The following is a 19,757-nucleotide window of genomic DNA, read 5'->3' on the forward strand; positions in this document are numbered from 1 at the left end:
TAACCATGAAACTAAAAAAGTTTGGGCTGATATCAGCGGTCGTCGTTTGCGTGGCTGTGCTGGTATCGCTTTGGCTCATGCGTACGCCTGCTTCACATTTTGATCATCAACCCATGAAGCAGACTATGGCGTCAGCGGACATGGTGCGCAAAGGCGAATATGTTGCCCGTCTTAGCGATTGTGTCGCTTGCCATAGCACACCTGATGCGCCGCCATTCAGCGGCGGACTGGCGATGGCCACGCCGGTGGGCAAAATTTTTACCACGAATATCACGCCAGATAACGATACCGGTATTGGCCGCTACACCCTGGCTGATTTTGATCGTGCTGTCCGCCATGGTGTCGCGCAGGATGGTCATCGGCTCTATCCCGCCATGCCGTTTCCTTCATATCAGAAACTCTCCGATGACGATATCGCCGCGCTTTATGCGTTTATGAAGCAGGGTGTTAAACCGGTATCTCGCCAGAACATTGCCTCTGAGATTCCCTGGCCGTTGAATATGCGCTGGCCGCTGGCATTTTGGAGCGCGGCCTTTTCACGCGGCGGACCTTATCAGTCACAGGAAGGACATGATGCTCTGTGGAATCGTGGTGCGTATCTGGTTGAAGGTCCGGGGCACTGTGGTAGCTGCCATACGCCGCGCGGTCTGGCATTTAATGAAAAGGCGCTGGATGCCAGCAGCCCAGATTACCTGGCGGGGGCATTATTAGATGGCTGGTACGCGCCGAGTCTGCGTAATGATGCGAATACCGGCATCAGCCGCTGGAGTGAACAGGATGTGGTGACGTTCCTGAAGCAGGGGCGTAACCAGCATGCGGTGGTGTTTGGATCAATGGCTGACGCCTTCAATAACTCGACGCAGTTTATGAATGATGACGATCTGCGTGCGATTGCGCACTACCTAAAAGCGCTGCCTGCAGGCAGTCATAATGCAGGCAGCCATTGGCAGTATCAAACAACGGAAAGCACCCTCGCAGACAACCTCTCTGGTCGTCAGATTTATACGGCGCGATGCAGCAGCTGTCATGGTGCCGATGGACGCGGTCAGGCACCGTGGATCCCACCGCTGGCGGGTGCAACCTCGATGCAAGTGGATTCCGCTTCGGCCATCAATGTGGTGTTGAATGGTTCCGCGCGTATTGTCGCCGATGGCGTGCCAGATGCTTACCGCATGCCGCCTTATCGGAAACAGTTGACCGATCAGCAGGCTGCTGAGGTGCTGAATTTTATCCGTACTTCATGGGGAAATCAGGGGGATAAAGTGGATGCAAAAGCGGTCAGTGAGCTGCGGGGTAAAACCGATCCGGCCAGCAGTAACGTGATTATTTTGCAGATGCGTTAGCCATGAAACTTGCGACTTTTGATAAGACGATGAAATGCCAAACGGGAGAATCCCATGCACAATCTTGATGTGCAGGTTATCCGTACTGCGCTGACGTGGGCAGAGGAATCTCCCGTGTGGCTGTGTACGGTGCTCAGCACTTATGGCTCATCGCCGCGGCCGCCTGGCGCGATGATGGTGATCAGAGAAGATGGTTGTTACTGCGGTTCACTGTCGGGTGGATGTGTGGAAGAGAGCTTTATCGCGCGCATTAGCGAGGCGGTATTCTCCGCGGCGAGCCAGATAGTGCGTTACGGTGAGGGCGGCTTTGCACCCGATCGCGCGCTGCCTTGCGGTGGTGTGCTGGATATCCTGGTGGAAAAGTTGCTGCCCGACAGTGTGGCCATCGACTATCTGCAGCGCATGCATCAGGCGATGGTCAGTGCCCATTCGCTTGAGAAGAGACTGGTCATACCCAACGCCTGCCATGCGGTTAAACCCGGCGATTATGCCAGTCACACCTTTGCTCAGATCAAGGGGGCCGAAGTGGTGCTCACCCTCTCGGCTCCGCCCAGAGTGATTATTGCAGGCCTCTCGAACGTTGCGTTGTTTTGCGCGAATTTCGCGCTGGCACTGGGTTTCGAAACGCTGGTGTGTGAACACCGTGAGGAAGTGCTGCTTAACATGGCGGGCGATCTCGATAATGGCATCACATTGATCAGGCAATTCCCGGCCGCCTATCTGGAACGAGAGGGTTGCCATCCCGCTACGGCGATCCTTTCACTGACCCACGATCCCCGTATTGACGATCTCACGATGATGGAGGCGGTCAATCTGCCGGCTTTTTACATTGGTGCGATGGGATCGATGAATAATAGTCAGCGCCGTAAAGAACGTCTGGTGCGGATTGGTGAATTGGAGCCCCGGCAGATCAGCAGAATCCATGCCCCTGTGGGGATCGATATTGGCAGCAAAACCCCTGCTGAAATCGCGCTGTCAATCATGGCGGATATCGTTCGCTATAAAAACGGTGTGCGCAGTGCCGAGGTTGCCTCTGCACATGACGTGAGCGCTGTGCATCCATGAAGTTCGCCATACTGATCATGGCAGCGGGTTTAAGCCAACGTTTCAGAAAGTTGAACGGCGGGCATAAATTGCGCGCGTTGTTACAAGATAAGCCTGTGCTGCAGCATACGCTTGAGCAGGCAATCGCAACCGAAATGGATGTGTATGTGGTGTCCCGGCCTGAAGATCGGGACATTCATTTGCTGGCCAGTCGGGCAAAGCTGATAACAGTGGCAAGTAACGGATTAGGGCACTCAATTGCCGCAGGCGTTGCAGCCACATCTGATTATGATGGTTGGTTGATTGTACTGGGCGATATGCCGTTACTGACCACATCCAGCTATCTGGCGGTGGCGCGCGCATTGCAGACGTCCCCTTTGGTGCGTAGCGAAGTGCAGGGGATGCCCGGTCATCCAGTGGGGTTTCAAAAACCCTTTTACGCAGAGTTGATTCAGTTAGAGGGTGACAATGGCGCTCGCGCATTGCTCAGCCGCCATCCCGTGACGCCAGTTAAATTAACCGATCTGGGCTGTCTTAAGGATGTTGATACGCCCGCGATGCTCAGTCTGCTCGCACAGCGATTATCTGAGGATTAAAAAGGAGGCGTAAAAGTGGAGGCCATTATCCTCTGATTATTGGTGAATTTTGTTCATAAACCCATCCTGATTTGGCCACCTTATCAATCAATCCCCGTGGTCTTACACTTTTTAACAGCAATGAATGTGGCCGCCACTACCCCGGTGGTCATCACCCAAACTGAAGCAGGGAGCCCGCATAATGAGAATTGCTGCTGCACTCATCCTGGCGTTATCTGTCTCAGCCGTTTCTGCAAAGGAGAACACATCCATGATCACTGTTTGGCAAAGTGGTGAAAAACCCTCAGTTAAAGGCAATGCCGAATATTTTACCGGCACCGTGCGTATTGATGCGCCGTTTCAGGGCAGTGAGCCTGCACGTATTGGCGGCGCGACGGTGACCTTCGAACCCTCCGCGCGCACGGCGTGGCATACCCATCCGCTTGGGCAAACGCTGATTGTGACAGCCGGTCTGGGCCGCGTGCAGGAGTGGGGCGGTGAAGCCCGTGATATTCGTCCTGGCGATATTGTGTGGATCCCGGCAGGCGTAAAACACTGGCATGGCGCTGCGCCGGAAAACAGCATGTCACACATTGCTATTGCTGAAGCTGAAAACGGCAAGGTCGTTGAGTGGCTGGAGAAAGTTAGCGATGAACAATACGGATTGAAGATCTCTCTGTAAGGAGTGAAGGATGATGAAAAGCATCAATGCCTCGTTAATGATGTGCGCTGCGCTCGCCTCTTCAGTGAGCCTGGCCGAAGAACCCTCCGAGCCAGAGCAGAAAAGGTATGCCGCGCTCCTGCAAAAACAGACGCATCCGCTGAGTCAGCAACAGAAGAGTATTGCGGTGATCGCGGCCTACGCTGCGACGGGAAACATAGCCAAACTCAATGATGCGCTGAATCAGGGATTAGATGCGGGTCTGACCGTCAGCCAGTGTCGTGAGGTGCTGGTGCAACTTTATGCTTATGCGGGCTTCCCTCGCAGCCTCAACGCGCTGGGAGAGTTGATGAAAGTGATTGATGCCCGCCGCCTACAGGGCAAAAATGACCAGCCAGGCAATGAGGCTGGGCCGGTTCCAACGCCAGAAAACATGCTCGCCGCCGGCACGCGCAATCAGACGGCGCTGGTAGGCAACCCGGTGAAAGGGCCACTGTTTGACTTCGCTCCCGCCATCGATCAGTTCCTCAAAGCGCATCTGTTTGGCGACATTTTCGCGCGTGACAATCTGGACTGGAAAAGTCGTGAATTAGCCACCGTGGGCGCATTAGCGGCAATGAGCGGGGTTGAGTCGCAACTACAATCGCATCTGCGTATCAGCATCAATGTGGGCTTCGACAAATCACAACTGGCGGAACTTCAGACTGTGTTTACCGCGCAGGGAGAAGAAGCGATCGCTCAGCGAATTGACGCGGCGTTGGCACAGATAAAATAATAAATCCCTTATAAACGCACCGGTATTTATTCCGGTGCGTTTTGCTGTTTAATATAATAACGGAGAATGTATTTCCTCAGGCTTATATCCAATATTGCAAACCTTTCCCGATTAGTTTATTACGCCTGACTCATGGTTATCGATATCGCAGATTGACGCTCAACCTTCTGTTTTACATCATTTATTCATCCATTAATATTTCGCTCACCCCTGATATGCATTAATTAAAAATGCATACGACAATATTATGTTTTACCCGTTACCCGCCGCCATCACACACTGCTCGCCATAATCACTGAGAAAAAGGATTTGGCGTATGTCATATCGACTGAGCTTGTTAGATAAATCGCCGATTGCCGATGGAGAGAGCGCATCGCATGCCCTGCATCGCACATTACAGCTGGCGCAGCAGGCTGAAGCCTGGGGCTATCACCGTTTCTGGCTGGCGGAACATCACAATACTGACCGCCTGGCGAGTCCCTCTCCTGAACTGTTGATCGCGTGGATCATTGGTCAGACGCAGCATATTCGCGTCGGATCGGGTGGTGTCATGTTGCAACACTACAGTCCTTATAAAGTCGCCGAAAATTTCAACCTGCTTGCCTCGCTCGCGCCAGGTCGCATCGATCTCGGTGTGGGTAAAGCGCCAGGCGGATTGCCGCTCTCAACCCGCGCCTTGCAGCAGGGCATTCACCAGGATGAGAAGGGCAGCTTTGCTGAACAACTTTCACTGCTGGATAGCTGGCTGGATGTTCCGCCAGTGGGTGATGAAGAGATCCTGCGTGCCACGCCGCAGCCGCCACGTCCGGCCAACCGATTCCTGCTGGGTGCCAGCGAGCAAAGTGCCCGGCTGGCAGCAGAATTGGGCTGGCAGCTGGTGTTTGCTGCACATCACAACGGCGATCCACTGTTGATGGAGCAGGTGCTTAATGGCTATCGCCAGTACAGCAACGGCAAGCAGGCGCTGGTGGCCGTGCAGGTGGTGGTCGCCGATTCACCGGCTGAAGCTGATTTGCTGGTAGATAATTTGCGCGTCTATCACGTCAGTGTGAAAGATGGCCCGAGCGTTAATGTCGGCAGCGTTGAGCAAGCGGAACGCTACGTGCGCCAGGGCGGTTATACCGATTATGTCATTGAGCCGCGCACGCCTTCTTTACTGAAAGGCACTGCCGCGCAGGTGCACGCCAAACTGGATGCTTTGCACCAGAATTTTGGCATTGAAGAGTTCGTGATTGATACCCCGATTGCTGAGGAGCAGGCGCGAGTGAAATCTCTCGAACTGCTGGCAACGCATCGACTGGTTGCGGCGTAATCTGGAGATAACCATGACTCACACAATCGAACAGCAACTGATTGACTGGCGACGCGAGCTGCACAGCTGGCCTGAGCTGTCTGGGTATGAGGTAGAAACCACGGCGCGTTTGCGCCGCTGGTTACAAGACGCTGGCTTGCGGTTGCTCGATTATCCGCTGGAAACCGGGTTGGTGGTTGAAGTGGGTCAGGGTGAAACGCTGATCGCGTTGCGAGCTGATATTGATGCTCTGCCGATTCATGAAGCCACCGGCCTCGCATACCGTTCGCGTAATGCGGGTGTCATGCATGCCTGCGGCCATGACGTGCACAGCGCGGTCATGCTGGGCGCGGCATTGCAACTCCATGCCCTGGAAGATCAACTGCCGGGACGTATCCGTATTCTGTTCCAGCCTGCCGAAGAGAATGCTACCGGTGCGCGCAAGTTGATCAATGCTGGTGTGCTGCAGGATGTGCAGGCGATCTTCGGTATGCACAACGAACCGGGTTTACCGACGGGGGTTTTCGCCACGCGCGGCGGGGCGTTTTACGCCAATGCTGACAAGTTTGTGGTGCGTGTTGCCAACCCTGATAAGGGCACGGACACCATCCTCGTCGCCAGTCAGATCATTCAGGCGCTGCAATCACTGACCAGCCGTAGTTTTAATACCCTGGATAGTCTGGTGCTGAGCGTGACCCGCATTGAAGCCGGTCAGTCCGGGACTGCTTTACCGGGGGATGCCGAGTTTGGCGGCACGGTGCGCACCCATGACAAACAGGTGCGGGCGCAGCTGGAACAGCGCGCACGACACATTGTCGAGCACATTGCGGCGGCGAACGGTGCTACGGCGACGTTCAGCTGGCATCCGGGCCCGCCGGTGTTAGAAAACGATGCCCGCTGGGCGCAGTTTGCCAGTGAGATTGCACAGCAGGTGGGGTATCGCGTGCAAACCGCAGAACTGCATCTCGGTGGCGAAGATTTTGCTTATTACTTACAGCAGGTCCCCGGCGCGTTTGTCAGCATTGGCAGTGCCAGTGAATTTGGTCTGCATCACGGCGGCTTCAATCCAGACGAAGCACTGATTGCCCCTGCCGCGCACTACTTCACCCAACTGGCGCAGCAGGCCTTGCAACATCTTAATGCACGATGTCGTGACACCGTTCTGAGTTAGCCCACTTAACCCAATATTCCCCGCTCTGCATGGCGACGAAACCGTCGCCGTCAGGCTATGCCATGGAAAAGAGAGAACACTATGACTGCAAGACAACTGCGACTCGGCACTATTCTACATGGCGCATCTGGCAATATGTCCGCCTGGCGTCATCCAGCGGCGCAGGCCAATGCCAGCATCAATTTTGACTATGCAAAACACATCGCGCGCAAGGCGGAAGCCGGCAAGCTGGATTTTCTGTTTGTCGCCGATGGTTTGTTTATCAATGAAAAATCCATTCCCCATTTTCTCAATCGCTTCGAACCGCTGACGTTGCTTTCCGCGCTTGCTGGCGTGACCGAACATTTAGGATTAGTGGGAACGGTCTCCACTTCCTACAGCGAACCTTTCACCGTCGCGCGTCAGTTTGCCAGCCTCGATCACCTCAGTGGCGGGCGTGCGGGCTGGAACGTGGTGACTTCGCCATTGGAAGGATCGGCGAAAAACTTTTCTCGCCAGCAGCACCCGGAGCACGCGCTGCGCTATCGCATCGCCGACGAGTATTTGCAGGTGGTGAAAGGGCTCTGGGATTCGTGGGAAAGCGATGCTTTTGTGCGTAACAAAGAGAGCGGTCAGTTCTTCGATGCGGCCAAACTTCATACTATCAATCACCACGGTGATTTCTTCCAGGTGCAGGGGCCACTGAACATCGAACGCACGCCACAGGGACGTCCGATCGTCTTTCAGGCGGGGGCGTCAGAGGATGGTAAAAAGCTGGCAGCGCGTCACGCTGATGCCATTTTTACCCATCAACCAACGCGAGAAGAAGCGCAGGCTTTCTACAAGGATGTGAAAAAGCAGCTGGTAGCCAACGGGCGTGAACCGCAGGATCTGCATATCTTCCAGGGCGTTGGCGTGATCGTTGGCGATGATGCCGAAGACGTTGAGCATCAGTACCAAACCACAGCCGCTTTGGTTTCCATTAAAGATGCATTGAACTATCTCGGTCGCTTCTTCGATCACCATGATTTCTCGCAGTACCCGCTGGATGAGCCTTTCCCGAATATTGGCGATATCGGCCAAAACAGCTTCCGCAGTACCACTGATGAAATCAAACGTAAGGCGCGAGAGCACGGCCATACGCTGCGTCAGGCCGCACTGGAAGCTGCCACGCCGCGTCCGCTGTTCTTTGGCACGCCAGATGAGGTGGCGGATGGCTTACAGCTGTGGTTTGAAACCGAAGCCACCGATGGCTTCATCATCCAGGGCGGCACGCCGGATACCTTCGAACGCTTTGTCGATCGCGTCATTCCCATCCTGCAAGCGCGCGGTTTAACCCGCAGCGAATACCCAGGCACCACGCTGCGTGCCAGTTTCGGTCTAAAAGATCCCGTAAATCAGTTCACACAACAATAAATTAAAGAGAAAAACGCTATGCAGAAGAAATCCCTTATTGCGCTGATGCTGCTGAGTTTAAGCAGTGCGGCTTTGGCTGAAGACGTGGCAGTGAACGGTCAGCAGATCAGCATCGAAGCCAATAAAACGCCAGTGAACACCGTGGCGAATCCCGCTGCGGTGGCGCAAATTCCTGCCGGACATAAGTTTGCCGTGCCGGGTTCATTTACCGTGGCAGTGGCCGCGCAGAATTCTCCGCCGTTAACCGTGTTCAGCGATGACAACAAAACTTTGCTTGGCAGCGAAGTGGATATCGCTCGTCTGGTGGCCGATAGCCTGGGGTTGAAGCTGAATGTCGTGCCAACCTCATGGGAAGACTGGCCGCTCGGTGTGGCATCTGGCAAATATGACGCGGCAATCTCTAACGTTACCGTGACCAAAGAGCGCAAAGAGCGCTTCGATTTCGCCACCTACCGCAAAGATTCTCTGGGTTTCTACGTTAAGTCCAGCAGCCAGATTAAGTCATTGAACAAAGCCGAAGACATCGCCGGGCTGCGCATCATTGTGGGTTCCGGCACCAACCAGGAAGCCATCTTACTGGCGTGGGATAAGGAGAATCAGGCTAAAGGACTGAAGCCTTTCACGCCGGTGTACACCAAAGATGATGCTGCACAAACGCTCGCGCTGCAGTCCGGCCGCGCCGATGCCTACTTTGGGCCTAACGTGATTGGCGCATGGAAAGCCGCGTTAACCCATCAAACCAAACTGGTGGGCAGCGTGGATGGGGGTTGGCCGAAAGCGGCACACATCGCAGTGACGGTGAAAAAAGATAACGGTCTGGTGCAGTCGATTAACACGGCACTCAATGGCGTGATCAAGAACGGCGATTACGACAAGGTGCTGAACCGCTGGGGTGAAGGTGTGGAGCGTCTCGATCACTCTGAAATCAACCCGGCCGGACTCGGCGATTAAGGAGGCGGCATGAGTCAGCAATTTTTCCGCGAGGTGCATCCCGAGGCCGAGGAGTTACAGCCCATCATTACCGGCCTGTTTGGTGAATACGCCGCACGTTACGGCGATTTCTTCAAAAGTGCCAATGAAGTTGAGCTGACCGAATGGTACTTGCCGCCGCGTGGGCTGTTTATCGTGCTGGAACGTGACGGCGAGATCATCGCCATGGGTGCCTATAAACCCTATGACGCCGTGACTGCCGAGTTTAAACGTATCTGGACGCGCAGCGATCTGCGTCGTCAGGGACTGGCGCTGCTGATTTTACAGGAGCTGGAGCGCCGTGCGTTACGCGCCGGTTACCAGCGAGTGTTCCTGACCACCGGATTTCGTCAGCCGGAAGCCGTACAGCTGTATATCGGCCATGGCTATCAGCCGCAGTTTGCGCTGCTGGAAGATATGGAAATCTACAGCCAGCCACCTCATGACGGGCGCTTACGTTTCCTCAAGGTGATTGATGTGCACAGCGTGGCGCAAGCCAGCTAAGGAGTTGAGATGAGTCAGGAACAACATTTAACCGTGGTGCCCGCACGCTATCCAGGAAGGATCATCGGGGCGGTTGTCGCGCTGTTTATTCTGGCCAGCGTGGTTGATTCGGTGGCCTTTAATCCCCGTTGGGAATGGCGTGTGTTTGCTCGCTGGTTCTTTGACCCGGTGATCCTTACGGGGCTCGGGCAAACGTTATTGCTGACCTTATTCGGCACCGTACTGAGCCTGATTTTTGGCGGCCTGCTGGCACTGGCGCGACTCTCTTCATCATGGTTATTGAGCACGCTGGCGTTTGGCTACATCTGGCTATTCCGCTCGCTGCCGCTGATTGTGGTGCTGATCATTTTGTATAACTTCTCCTATCTCTACGACACGCTGTCGCTCGGCGTGCCCTTTACGGCACTGTCGTGGGGGCATTTCCAGACCATCAACGTGCTGGGGCAATTCCCGGCAGCGGTGATTGGACTGACGCTAGTGCAGAGCGCCTACAGTGCGGAGATTATTCGCGGTGGCTTTTTGGGCGTCGATCACGGTCAATTTGAAGCCGCGTCCGCACTGGGATTATCTTCGTCCCGTCGAACCTTCCGCATCATTCTGCCGCAAGCACTACGCGCCATCATTCCTACCACGTTTAACGAAATCATCAGCCTCGCCAAGGGCACTTCGATGGTGTACGTGCTGGCAATGCCGGAGCTGTTTTACACCATCCAGATGATCTACAACCGCACTCAGCAGGTGATTCCGCTGTTAATGGTGGGCGCGGCCTGGTATCTGATTATCACCACCGTATTGTCACTGCTGCAGCACAGCGTTGAACGTTGGCTGGCACGTAGTGTCACGCGTGAACCGCAACCGTCGCGCTGGCGTCAATGGCGCAATCGCTCTGCTACCGCTAATGAGGAGCTGTCCCATGTCCGAAGCCATTGATTATCGTCATCTGCATACCACAGGTGCCATCAGCATCACCGGCGTCAGCAAATCGTTTGGTAAACACAAAGCGCTGGAAGATGTATCGCTGGAGCTGGAACCGGGATCGGTAACGGTGATTCTTGGTCCGTCGGGGTCAGGGAAATCCACCCTGCTGCGCACCATTAATCATCTTGAGCGCGTGGACGAGGGTTTCATTCAAATCGACGGTGATTACATTGGCTACCAGCGTCGCGGTGACAAGCTGTATGAGCTGAAAGAGAAGGCGATTTTGCGTCAGCGCATCAACGTTGGCTACGTGTTTCAGAACTTCAATTTGTTCCCGCATCTGACGGTACTGGAGAACCTGATCGAGGCACCGATTGCCCATCGTCAATTATCACGACGCGAGGCGATTGAGCGGGCGGGAGAATTGCTGGATATCGTGGGATTGCGCCATAAAGCCGATGCCTGGCCGCGTCATCTTTCGGGTGGGCAGCAGCAACGTATCGCGATTGCGCGTGCATTGATGCTGAATCCGCGCGTGATGCTGTTCGATGAGCCGACATCAGCGCTCGATCCCGAGCTGGTGGGCGAAGTGCTGGACGTGATTAAAAAGCTGGCGCGCTCCGGTACCACCCTGGTGATTGTGACGCACGAGATTGGCTTTGCGCGCGAAGTGGCTGATCGGGTGGTGTTTATGGTGGATGGCCGCATCGTCGAGCAAGGTAGCACGCATCAGGTGCTCAATCAGCCGCGCCATGAGCGCACCAAACGATTTTTGGCGCGAGTCCTATGATGGAAAGAGTGATTGTCAGCGCGCTTGCCGCATGGTTATTCAGTTCACCGCTGTTGGCAGCAGAAACACTGGATGCCAAAAACAACGAAACGCCAATCCATATTCCGGCTAACCCGCAAGCCATTGCCAAAATTCCGACGGGTTTTCATTTTGTGACGCCGGGATATTTGACGGTGGCGACCACGGCATCCAATTCACCGCCAATCGGCTTGTGGGCATCAGATAACAAAACGCTGATTGGTAGTGACCCTGATTTTGCCCGCTTACTGGCCGACAGTTTGGGCTTAAAACTCAAACTGGTGCCTGCCGCCTGGGAAGACTGGCCGCTGGGCATCACCGCAGGGCGTTATGATGTGGCGATGTTCAACATTGCGGTGACGGAAGAACGGAAACAAAAGTTCGATTTCGCCACCTATCGTGCCGATAACCATGCGTTTGCCGTCAAAGCAGACAGTGCGATTACGGCGATCAACGGGCGCGAGGATGTGGCGGGTAAACGCATCATTGTCGGTTCGGGTACCAATCAGGAGAAAATTTTGCTGAGTTGGGATGCGAAGAACCGCGCGCAGGGGTTGGCGCCGGTTCAGCCGATTTACCTCAATGATGATGCTTCAGCGACGCTGGCGTTGCTTTCCGGACGAGCGGACGCCTCTTTTGGTCCGCAAGCGATGGCGGCATGGAAAGTGGCGTCACGCGGGCAAACTAAAATTGTCGGACACGGACCTTTCCGTGCGTGGGTCGCGGTGACCACCAAAAAAGGCAATGGTCTGGATTTGGCGTTACAGCAGGCGATAAATGGCGCAATAGCCAGCGGGCAATATCAACAGGTGCTGGCTCGCTGGGGAGAACAGGAGGAGGGCGTGGAAGCGTCACAGGTCAATCCACCTGGCATTGTTTATCAGTAAATAATTTTTTTGTTAATTGAGAGAAAACTCACAGCTTGATGGTTGTGAGTTTTTTGCTTTTCAGCGTAATTGTGAATTCATTCATTCTTTTATTTATGTTTCGCATGATTTAAACGGTGAATTTCGATTTTTTGATCGTGAATTAAACTCGCCTTGCATTTAATTAATCGCTTCAGATGGTTTTTTTATCTTCTCTTACAAGGAACGGTATTGTTTAGCCTGTCGGTAAAGTGTCATATTGACGTTTCCTGAGGGAATGTGAGGTTGAAAAAGAGTAAAAAGGATTTTGAATGGGTCTGGCTTAACCTGCATTACCCAATCAACGTTTAAAAAGATTGGGGTTAACATGTTAGTTGAAAATATAAGAAGTCATCTTAATGCCTGCCACGCGCAATCCGTACAGTGCAGAAAAATTAAGCAGCCGAGATTGGGAGAAATTTTCATGGAGTCAAGAATCAGGAAGCTGGAAGAGACAGTGGCCATTATCGCCACAGATGTTGCTGTTATTAAATCGAATTATGCCACTAAGCAGGATATGGCAGAAGTCAGGACGGAAATCGTTGAGGTCAAATTAGAAATAGGGGAAGTGCGGTCGGAGGTTCGAGAAGTGAAAGGCGATGTTGCGTCAGTAAAGGAAAATTACGCGACCAAGGCGGATGTATTGGCGATCAGGGGCGATCTGTACCAGGCGCTGAACAAACAAACCAAATGGATGGTTTCGATGCAGTTCGTTACGTTGGGACTGGCGTTAATCATCGCCAAAGCGATATTTTAATCCTGCGTACAATGGCGGCTCAGCCGCCGCCATTGCACAAGTCTCTTACGTTGTGGCTTTACGTATCCAAAGCGCAGCCTCTCCCGCAGGCAGTGGGCGGGCGAAGTGATATCCCTGAAACAGGTTGCAGCCTTTTTCACGGAGATAGTCGAAATACTCCTCACTCTCAATGCCTTCAGCCAGCACGTTTAATCCCATCTCGCGTGATAACTCAATCGTCTTGTGCACTACAATCGCTGCAGATTCATTATCAAAAATATGCATGATTAGTGATTTGTCGATTTTGATATCATCAATTGCGAAATCACTGATCGATTTGAGAGAGGAATAGCCTACGCCAAAATCATCAATTGCCCATTGAATGCCTAACTGACTAAAGTGCTCAATAACGCCGCTAATTCTTTTTTGATCGTAAATAAACGTCGTTTCAGTAATTTCAAATTTTAACCTTTCCGGACTGATCTTATAATGTGAGAGCGTCAGCAAGGTATCCTGAGTGAAATCCCGATGCATCAATTGTAATGGGCTGATGTTTATCGAAAACTTTAGATGGCTAAGATGATACGAGCGATCCCAATCAGACATTTGCTGCAGGGTTTTTTCCATCACCCATCTACCAATCTCAATAATCAGACCACTTTTCTCCGCCACAGGAATAAAGACCTCTGGTGAGATGAAACCTTTCACGGGATGTTTCCAGCGAAGTAACGCTTCGAAGCCTATCAGCTTTTTATCTATATCGACTTGTGGCTGATAGTAGAGTTCCAGCTGATTCTTCTCAATGGCATTTGAAAGTTCACGCTTAATCAGATCGGTTTCTGAATAATCACCGCGTGACGTGAACACGGTTAACAACAGTGCGATAATCGGCACACTGCAATTAACCATATAGAAGCCAGGTTCTTCAGGAATGCTGAGCTGAAAAGCGCCATCTTGCCAGGTTAAGCCTGTGGTGATAAACAACAGATAAAATGCCAGACAAAAGAGAGGAAAGACTTTACTGAGATAGCCAGATTGCTGTCGTAGCACCAGAGCAGAACCAATGGTTAAAGCCATTAGATAATTATATTCAGATCGCTTACCAATTGTATGATAATTATCCAATAATAGTAGCAGAATAATACTGAGTAGTAGCGCATGCACGATGATGTAAAGGTTGCGTTTTAACCCACTGCAAAAAGCGGCACAAGTGATGTAAACGCCGAGTGTCGTGCTGGCACCATATAACCAGGCAATGTCATGGTGACCCCTGATAGCGTTAAACAACACCATATAAATCCCGGCAAGAATGCTGGATGTCCCGGCGATCATTAAGGTTAAGCGCAGTTTCTTTTCCAGGCTATCACCTTTCAATATAAACGGCAGATTACAAATCCTTGAAAATACTGAACTGAAATAAGAGATCATTAGCTATTCTCAGTTTTATAGTCTTAATTATTTAATGTTTTCAGTCAGGTATATTAAGGAAAAGCGTGACGGCTGTCATATCTGTTTTCAGCTTATTTACACTTGTCTAAGCTGCATTGCGATTTGACCTATGCTAAGTCGAATGTGCGTTTTTTTGCGGTGAATTTTGGTGGAATGATGTGACTTAAGTCGGTTGATTGCCATCTGGTCGCCTGGCGAAAAAAAACGTGTAACACGCGCAGCGCATTTTCTGTTTACCGCGATTGTGCCTACCCTATGACAGGTCAGCACGTTAGAATGAAACCTAAGTGTCGTAAGGTCGCTGCTTAGCCAGAGGCAAAACAACAAGCGCTGGACACGTATTCAGCCTGGCCCGATTGTGAAATCCACTTTAAAACGACTGGTTGCAATGAAAATACGCTTTCTATCTGCCAATGAGTTAAAGCTTGCCGAAGTGCGCACCATCCTGGAGCCGGTCGGCGTCGAAGTCATTCCCATCGCCCGTCGCATTGAAGAAATTCAGACAGAAAATGAAGTTGAGCTGGTCCGCGACAAACTGACTAAAGCCTTTTCCATCATCGGTCGTCCGCTGTTTGTTGAACATACGGGCCTGTATCTGGATGGGCTGAATGGGTTGCCTGCCGGATTAACGCGCATTTTCTGGAGCCGTTTGAACGCCGAGCGCTTCACGAAACTGGTCAGCGGTCTGGAGACCCCCAGCGTGACAGCCAAAACGGTACTGGGCTATTGTGATGGCCGTAAAATGTACCAGTTTGAGGGGCAATTGCGCGGTACCATTGCGCCTGCTCCAGCCGGTCCGCGCGAATTTCAATGGGACTGCGTATTCATACCGGAAGGGCATTCGCAGACTTTCGCTGAAATGGGTGATTTTAAAAACGAAATATCCATGCGCAGACTGGCACTGGATCGTTTCGCCACCTTTCTAAAAACTTCACGGGGACTGGCATGAAACCGGAACTCAAACGCGCTTACGATGCAGGCAAACTGATCCTGTTTGCGGGCGCGGGTATTTCACGCAATCTTGGTCTGCCGGAATGGCATGAGCTGATTGCGCATCTGGCAAAAGAACTGGGTTACGACCCAAAGATCTTCAATACGTACGGCACGCACCTCTCTCTGGCGGAATATTACAAGCAGCGGAAAGGTTCGCTTGGCCCGTTACGCAGCTGGATGGATCGTGAATGGCATCGCCCGGATATTGACGTGCGCAGTTCTGAAATTCACACCATGATCACGCAGGGCAATTTCTCGCGTATCTATACCACCAATTACGATCGCTGGCTGGAGATGGCGCACGAAGCTCACAATGTGCCGTACAGCAAAGTGGCGAATGCGGCAGATTTGGTGTCATTGACCGAAGACAAGCGTCATATCATTAAACTTCATGGTGATTTTGACGATGATACCTCCATCGTGCTGGATGAAAGCAGCTACTTCGAGCGCCTCTATTTCGATTCGCCGCTGGATATCAAACTGACGCATGACGTGATGGGCAACTCGGTGTTGTTTGTCGGTTACAGCATCAGTGACTTTAACATTCGTCTGTTATTCTACCGCCTGACGAAAATGTGGGGCCGCACGGGATTAGCGACCGCACGGCCGAAATCCTACCTGTTTACCAACCGCAATAATCCGGTGGCGAAAGAAGTGTTGGGGCAGTGGGGTATCGAAATGATCGTTTCAGAAGAGGACGATCCGCGCAAAGCGCTGGCGACGTTCCTGGAAGAATTACTGGCTTAATGAGCATAAATCGTTTGCTCAAAAAAGTTTGCTTAGAATATACTGTATATAAATACAGTTAACCGAGGTGCATCATGGCAGTCGAAACCAAATATGTTGTTGTCAGAAAGGGTGAAGAAAAAATGACGTTTGCCAATAAAAAAGACGCGGATGCCTGGGACAAAATGCTCGATATGGCGGACGCCTTCACCGACTGGCTGCAGCAGCATCAGCCTGAACTGGATGAGGCACAAGCTGAAGCGTTAGGCATGTTACTGGCTGAACAGAAGGATGCGGTGCAGCATATCCTGCGTACCAGCAAATTACCGGATGCGGTAAAGGAAGAAGCGGCAGCCGAAGTCGAGACTGAGGCGTCTGCGGAATCGGAAACCTCTGCGGAATCTGAAGCTTCTGCGGAAGCAGACATCGGTAAACCCGAAAAGAAAGTGCGCGCAGTTAAAGCTGCCTGATACTTTGCTGAGAGCTGAGAGCTGAGAGCTGAGAGCTGAGAGCTGAGAGCTGAGAGTTGAAAGCTGAGAGCTGAAAGCTGAGAGCTGAGAGCTGAGAGCTAAGAGCTGAGAGTTGCAAGCTGAGAGCTGAGAGCTGAGAGTTGCAAGCTGAAAGCTGAAAGCTGAAAGCTGAGTGCTGAGTGCTGAGTGCTGAAAGCTGAAAACTGGGAGCGGCGAGAAGGTCGCTCCCGATGCCTCATTGATCCTCTACAGCTTGATCTGATAACGCGTGCTGCGCCCACCGCCCGGCAATTTCTCCAGACAACCTTTCTCCAGTAATTCCGTCAAATGGCGCGTCGCCGTCGCCTTACTGACCTTGGCCACTTTTTGGTATTGGCTGGCGCTAATGCCGTCCTCAAATCCCTGTTCACCGCCATCCAGCAAGCGATTCAATACGCGATTTTGCTCAGCGTTCAATTGGGCATTATGGTGAATCAGCCAGAATTTCGCTTTGTTTTGTATGCGCGTGACCGATGCCAGTGCCTCTTCCAGGCTGTCATTGAGCACGTCGAGGAACCACAGCATCCAGGCAGTGATGTCCAAATCGCCACGCTGTGTCTCTTGTAAAATCCGATAATAATCCGCGCGCCGGGTCAGAATCGATGACGACATGGCATATAGCCGGATGCTTTGGCTGTCTGCTTGCGCCAGCGCCAAATCCGTCAGTGCACGCGTAATACGGCCGTTGCCATCATCAAAGGGATGCAGCGTGACAAACCACAGATGGCAAATGGCGGCGCGCAGCAATGGATCGAGCTGGACCTCGTCATGGCTCTGATTAAACCAGCGAATAAACTGATCAAGCTGCCGTTCAAGCCCGTCACGCGGTGGCGCTTCAAAATGGACAGTTGGACGATCGATGCGTCCGGATACGACCTGCATCGGTTCTTCACCGCGCAAACCGCCCACGTTTAAACGCTTAATCGTCCATTCACTCGCCGGGAAAAGCCACTGATGCCACAGACACAGCCGCTCAAACGTGAGAGGCTCATCGCGCTGGGTGATGGCATCCATCATCATGGTGGCCAATCCTTCGGAACGTTCGGATACGGGATAAGGCTGCTCCAGCGAAACGCCTAAACGCCGCGCAAGGGAAGATCTTACTGACTCGGCGTTGACGCGCTCATCTTCGATAGCGGAGGAAGACAGAATATTGGCGAGTAGCGTATTCAGCGTTTGCGTATCGGCGTTATCCGATATGCTCGCCCGTCCCAGCAAAATACCGCGTTGCTGCTGCAGATAGCGTAATCGCGGCAGAAGTTTTTCCTCCTGCCAGTGAAATGTTGGCCATTCAGGCTGCTGCCATATCCACATATCATGCCTCATCTCATTTGCCAGTGAGCCAAACAGTCAGGCGATTAGGCTCATTGACTGAGCCATAAAGCCACCTTATTCGGCTCACATGATGAGTTGAATCATACTGCTTAATCGGCTCAAACGCCAGTTCACTCAGCCCACAAACGAATGTAAGCCGCATGAGAAGGCAAAATAGGTGGCGATTTCAGGCTGAAATTTTAGGTGAGCCGGGAAAGGGTGTGTGTGCCAGATGGCGACCTGAGCGCCGCCATCAGGGAAAATGAAGTGACTATCGTTGTAGAAGTGATGGAGAGTTGATTAATGTGTGAAGAGTGAAAATGTTCCAGAGTAATAGCTCACCATCCACGCCACATACACCAGCCAAACCAGTAACAATCCCGCTAAGCCTAATTTACCTGTCATGCTGCATTCCTCTTGTTATTTGGCGTCATGCGCCCTGTAAGGAATAAGCTGACAGGATGGTGAGATAGCGATCTTGCGCCAGATCAAAAACAGCAGGATTTTGTCGCGGAAATGCACAGACAAAAATTGATCGGGATAGGATAAGGGTGTTTGCCCCCACCTCAGTAAACTATTTATCACAGAAACTATAAGGAATATAAGCGGATAAAAAGTGCCGCTTATTTAGCATATTTGCCAAATACCCCGGCATAACCCTCGAAATATTCTAAAGTTAATCGCGGAGTTTAAAAAATACACAATCCTGCAATCGTTTATGGCAAAGGACATTATTTTGAACATCGCAAACCCAATACCCAGACTTTCGTTCTGGAATAAATTATTTGCCCTTATTCTGCTGTTGCTGGGGATTATCCTGGCCGCAGGAGGGGGCTGGCTCGTGGCATTAGGCGGAAATTGGTACTACGTGCTGGCCGGCATAGGGCTGATCATCCCTGCTGTACTGATATTCATGAAGCGCATCAGCGGTGCAGGCTGGTTCGCACTGGTATTTGTGGGCACGCAGTTTCGGCAATCAGGGCACGGTTAATCTCGCTGAAGATATGGGAGAAATCTACGATGGCTATGTGGCCATCAACTCAGCGCCGGTAGTGATGCGTGACACTCTGGTGGTGGGACATCAGACGATCGATGGCCAGCGCGCATTCGGCCCGCCAGGCGTGATCAAAGCTTATGACGTGCGCACGGGCGCACTGAAGTGGGCGTGGGATGCTGCCGATCCGGATACCGCCACACCGAAGAAAGGACCCAATGCGTACAAACGCGGTTCACCCGACGTCTGGACCTCGTTCACCGGTGATGACAAATTAGGATTGGTGTATTTGCCGATCGGAAACTCATCGGGTGACTATTGGAGCGGTACGCGCTCGCCTGCCGAGAATAAGTATTCAGTCTCATTGACTGCATTGAATATCGATACCGGTTTACCGGCCTGTACTTTCCAGACCGCGCATAAAGATGTCTGGGATTATGATCCCGGTTCTCAGCCGACGTTGGTGGATTATCCGGATAAAAACGGCGGTAAAACGCCGGCAATTATCATGCCGACCAAACAGGGTGAAATTTATGTGCTGGATCGCCGCACCGGTAAATCGCTGTTTGGTGTGGAGGAACGTCCGGTGCCCGGCGGCGGTGTAGAACCGGACCAGTGTTCGCCAACTTAGCCTTATTCGTTGTTCCATCACCTGAGTAAACCGGACCTCACTCCGC

The 19,757-nt window shown here is 52.3% G+C and carries 21 protein-coding genes; 19 read left to right on the forward strand and 2 right to left on the reverse strand.

Annotation, left to right across the window (positions count from 1 at the left end):
* Positions 1-5: 5 nt before the first annotated feature.
* The 14 genes from IAE30_RS03830 (at position 6) to IAE30_RS03895 (ending at position 13,116) form a co-directional block, all read left to right on the forward strand.
* A complete protein-coding gene (locus tag IAE30_RS03830; RefSeq protein WP_200678012.1) occupies positions 6-1,343 on the forward strand; it encodes a cytochrome c in 1,338 nt (445 codons plus the stop codon).
* A gap of 54 nt (positions 1,344-1,397) precedes the next feature.
* Positions 1,398-2,408 (forward strand): XdhC family protein, encoded by a 1,011-nt coding sequence (locus tag IAE30_RS03835; RefSeq protein ID WP_200678010.1) that lies wholly within the window; start codon positions 1,398-1,400, stop codon positions 2,406-2,408.
* On the forward strand, positions 2,405-2,983 hold the full coding sequence (locus tag IAE30_RS03840) for an NTP transferase domain-containing protein (protein ID WP_200537680.1): 579 nt from the start codon (positions 2,405-2,407) through the stop codon (positions 2,981-2,983). The genes IAE30_RS03835 and IAE30_RS03840 overlap by 4 nt, the downstream gene beginning before the upstream one ends.
* 181 nt (positions 2,984-3,164) lie before the next feature.
* Positions 3,165-3,644, forward strand: a complete 480-nt coding sequence (locus IAE30_RS03845) for a cupin domain-containing protein (protein WP_200537681.1) — start codon at positions 3,165-3,167, stop codon at positions 3,642-3,644.
* Between the two features lie 10 nt (positions 3,645-3,654).
* Positions 3,655-4,398, forward strand: coding sequence for a carboxymuconolactone decarboxylase family protein (locus tag IAE30_RS03850; RefSeq protein ID WP_200678008.1), 744 nt, complete (start codon positions 3,655-3,657; stop codon positions 4,396-4,398).
* A gap of 316 nt (positions 4,399-4,714) precedes the next feature.
* Positions 4,715-5,710 (forward strand): MsnO8 family LLM class oxidoreductase, encoded by a 996-nt coding sequence (locus IAE30_RS03855; protein ID WP_200537685.1) that lies wholly within the window; start codon positions 4,715-4,717, stop codon positions 5,708-5,710.
* A 13-nt stretch (positions 5,711-5,723) separates the two neighbouring features.
* Positions 5,724-6,860, forward strand: a complete 1,137-nt coding sequence (locus tag IAE30_RS03860; protein ID WP_045834117.1) for an amidohydrolase — start codon at positions 5,724-5,726, stop codon at positions 6,858-6,860.
* Positions 6,861-6,941: 81 nt separating this feature from the next.
* Entirely contained in the window at positions 6,942-8,255 is a 1,314-nt protein-coding gene (locus IAE30_RS03865; protein ID WP_200678006.1) for an LLM class flavin-dependent oxidoreductase, read from the forward strand.
* Positions 8,256-8,273: 18 nt separating this feature from the next.
* Positions 8,274-9,206, forward strand: coding sequence for an ABC transporter substrate-binding protein (locus IAE30_RS03870; protein WP_200678004.1), 933 nt, complete (start codon positions 8,274-8,276; stop codon positions 9,204-9,206).
* A gap of 9 nt (positions 9,207-9,215) precedes the next feature.
* Complete coding sequence (locus tag IAE30_RS03875) at positions 9,216-9,728, forward strand: GNAT family N-acetyltransferase (protein ID WP_045815415.1); 513 nt, start codon at positions 9,216-9,218, stop codon at positions 9,726-9,728.
* A 9-nt stretch (positions 9,729-9,737) separates the two neighbouring features.
* The gene (locus IAE30_RS03880; RefSeq protein WP_200678002.1) at positions 9,738-10,658 is read left to right on the forward strand and encodes an amino acid ABC transporter permease; all 921 of its coding nucleotides are present in this window, start codon (positions 9,738-9,740) and stop codon (positions 10,656-10,658) included.
* Entirely contained in the window at positions 10,642-11,436 is a 795-nt protein-coding gene (locus tag IAE30_RS03885) for an amino acid ABC transporter ATP-binding protein (RefSeq protein WP_045815413.1), read from the forward strand. Before IAE30_RS03880 ends, IAE30_RS03885 begins: the two co-directional genes overlap by 17 nt.
* A complete protein-coding gene (locus IAE30_RS03890; protein WP_200678368.1) occupies positions 11,436-12,341 on the forward strand; it encodes an ABC transporter substrate-binding protein in 906 nt (301 codons plus the stop codon). The genes IAE30_RS03885 and IAE30_RS03890 overlap by 1 nt, the downstream gene beginning before the upstream one ends.
* 346 nt (positions 12,342-12,687) lie before the next feature.
* Positions 12,688-13,116, forward strand: coding sequence for a hypothetical protein (locus IAE30_RS03895; protein ID WP_234472653.1), 429 nt, complete (start codon positions 12,688-12,690; stop codon positions 13,114-13,116).
* Positions 13,117-13,161: 45 nt separating this feature from the next.
* Here the strand turns inward: IAE30_RS03895 and IAE30_RS03900 are convergent, their stop codons facing one another.
* Entirely contained in the window at positions 13,162-14,523 is a 1,362-nt protein-coding gene (locus tag IAE30_RS03900) for a bifunctional diguanylate cyclase/phosphodiesterase (protein WP_200678000.1), read from the reverse strand.
* Between the two features lie 409 nt (positions 14,524-14,932).
* On the opposite strand from IAE30_RS03900, the gene IAE30_RS03905 reads away from it, so the two are divergent.
* From IAE30_RS03905 to IAE30_RS03915, 3 genes are all read left to right on the forward strand, one after another.
* Positions 14,933-15,493, forward strand: a complete 561-nt coding sequence (locus IAE30_RS03905) for a non-canonical purine NTP pyrophosphatase (RefSeq protein ID WP_045815411.1) — start codon at positions 14,933-14,935, stop codon at positions 15,491-15,493.
* Positions 15,490-16,284 (forward strand): SIR2 family protein, encoded by a 795-nt coding sequence (locus IAE30_RS03910; RefSeq protein ID WP_034829783.1) that lies wholly within the window; start codon positions 15,490-15,492, stop codon positions 16,282-16,284. Before IAE30_RS03905 ends, IAE30_RS03910 begins: the two co-directional genes overlap by 4 nt.
* A 74-nt stretch (positions 16,285-16,358) precedes the next feature.
* Positions 16,359-16,733, forward strand: a complete 375-nt coding sequence (locus IAE30_RS03915) for a YebG family protein (RefSeq protein WP_200677998.1) — start codon at positions 16,359-16,361, stop codon at positions 16,731-16,733.
* Between the two features lie 246 nt (positions 16,734-16,979).
* On the opposite strand, the gene IAE30_RS03920 is transcribed toward IAE30_RS03915, so the two are convergent.
* A complete protein-coding gene (locus IAE30_RS03920; protein ID WP_082082055.1) occupies positions 16,980-18,086 on the reverse strand; it encodes a Fic family protein in 1,107 nt (368 codons plus the stop codon).
* Positions 18,087-18,804: 718 nt separating this feature from the next.
* Between IAE30_RS03920 and IAE30_RS03925 the strand changes: the two genes are divergently transcribed.
* Together IAE30_RS03925 and IAE30_RS30005 are read left to right on the forward strand one after the other, a co-directional pair.
* A complete protein-coding gene (locus tag IAE30_RS03925) occupies positions 18,805-19,077 on the forward strand; it encodes a hypothetical protein (protein WP_234472652.1) in 273 nt (90 codons plus the stop codon).
* Complete coding sequence (locus IAE30_RS30005) at positions 19,040-19,711, forward strand: hypothetical protein (protein WP_234472651.1); 672 nt, start codon at positions 19,040-19,042, stop codon at positions 19,709-19,711. The genes IAE30_RS03925 and IAE30_RS30005 overlap by 38 nt, the downstream gene beginning before the upstream one ends.
* Positions 19,712-19,757: the final 46 nt, after the last annotated feature.

It is taken from the genome of Pantoea sp. S61 (assembly GCF_016625145.1).
GTDB lineage: Bacteria > Pseudomonadota > Gammaproteobacteria > Enterobacterales > Enterobacteriaceae > Pantoea > Pantoea rwandensis_B.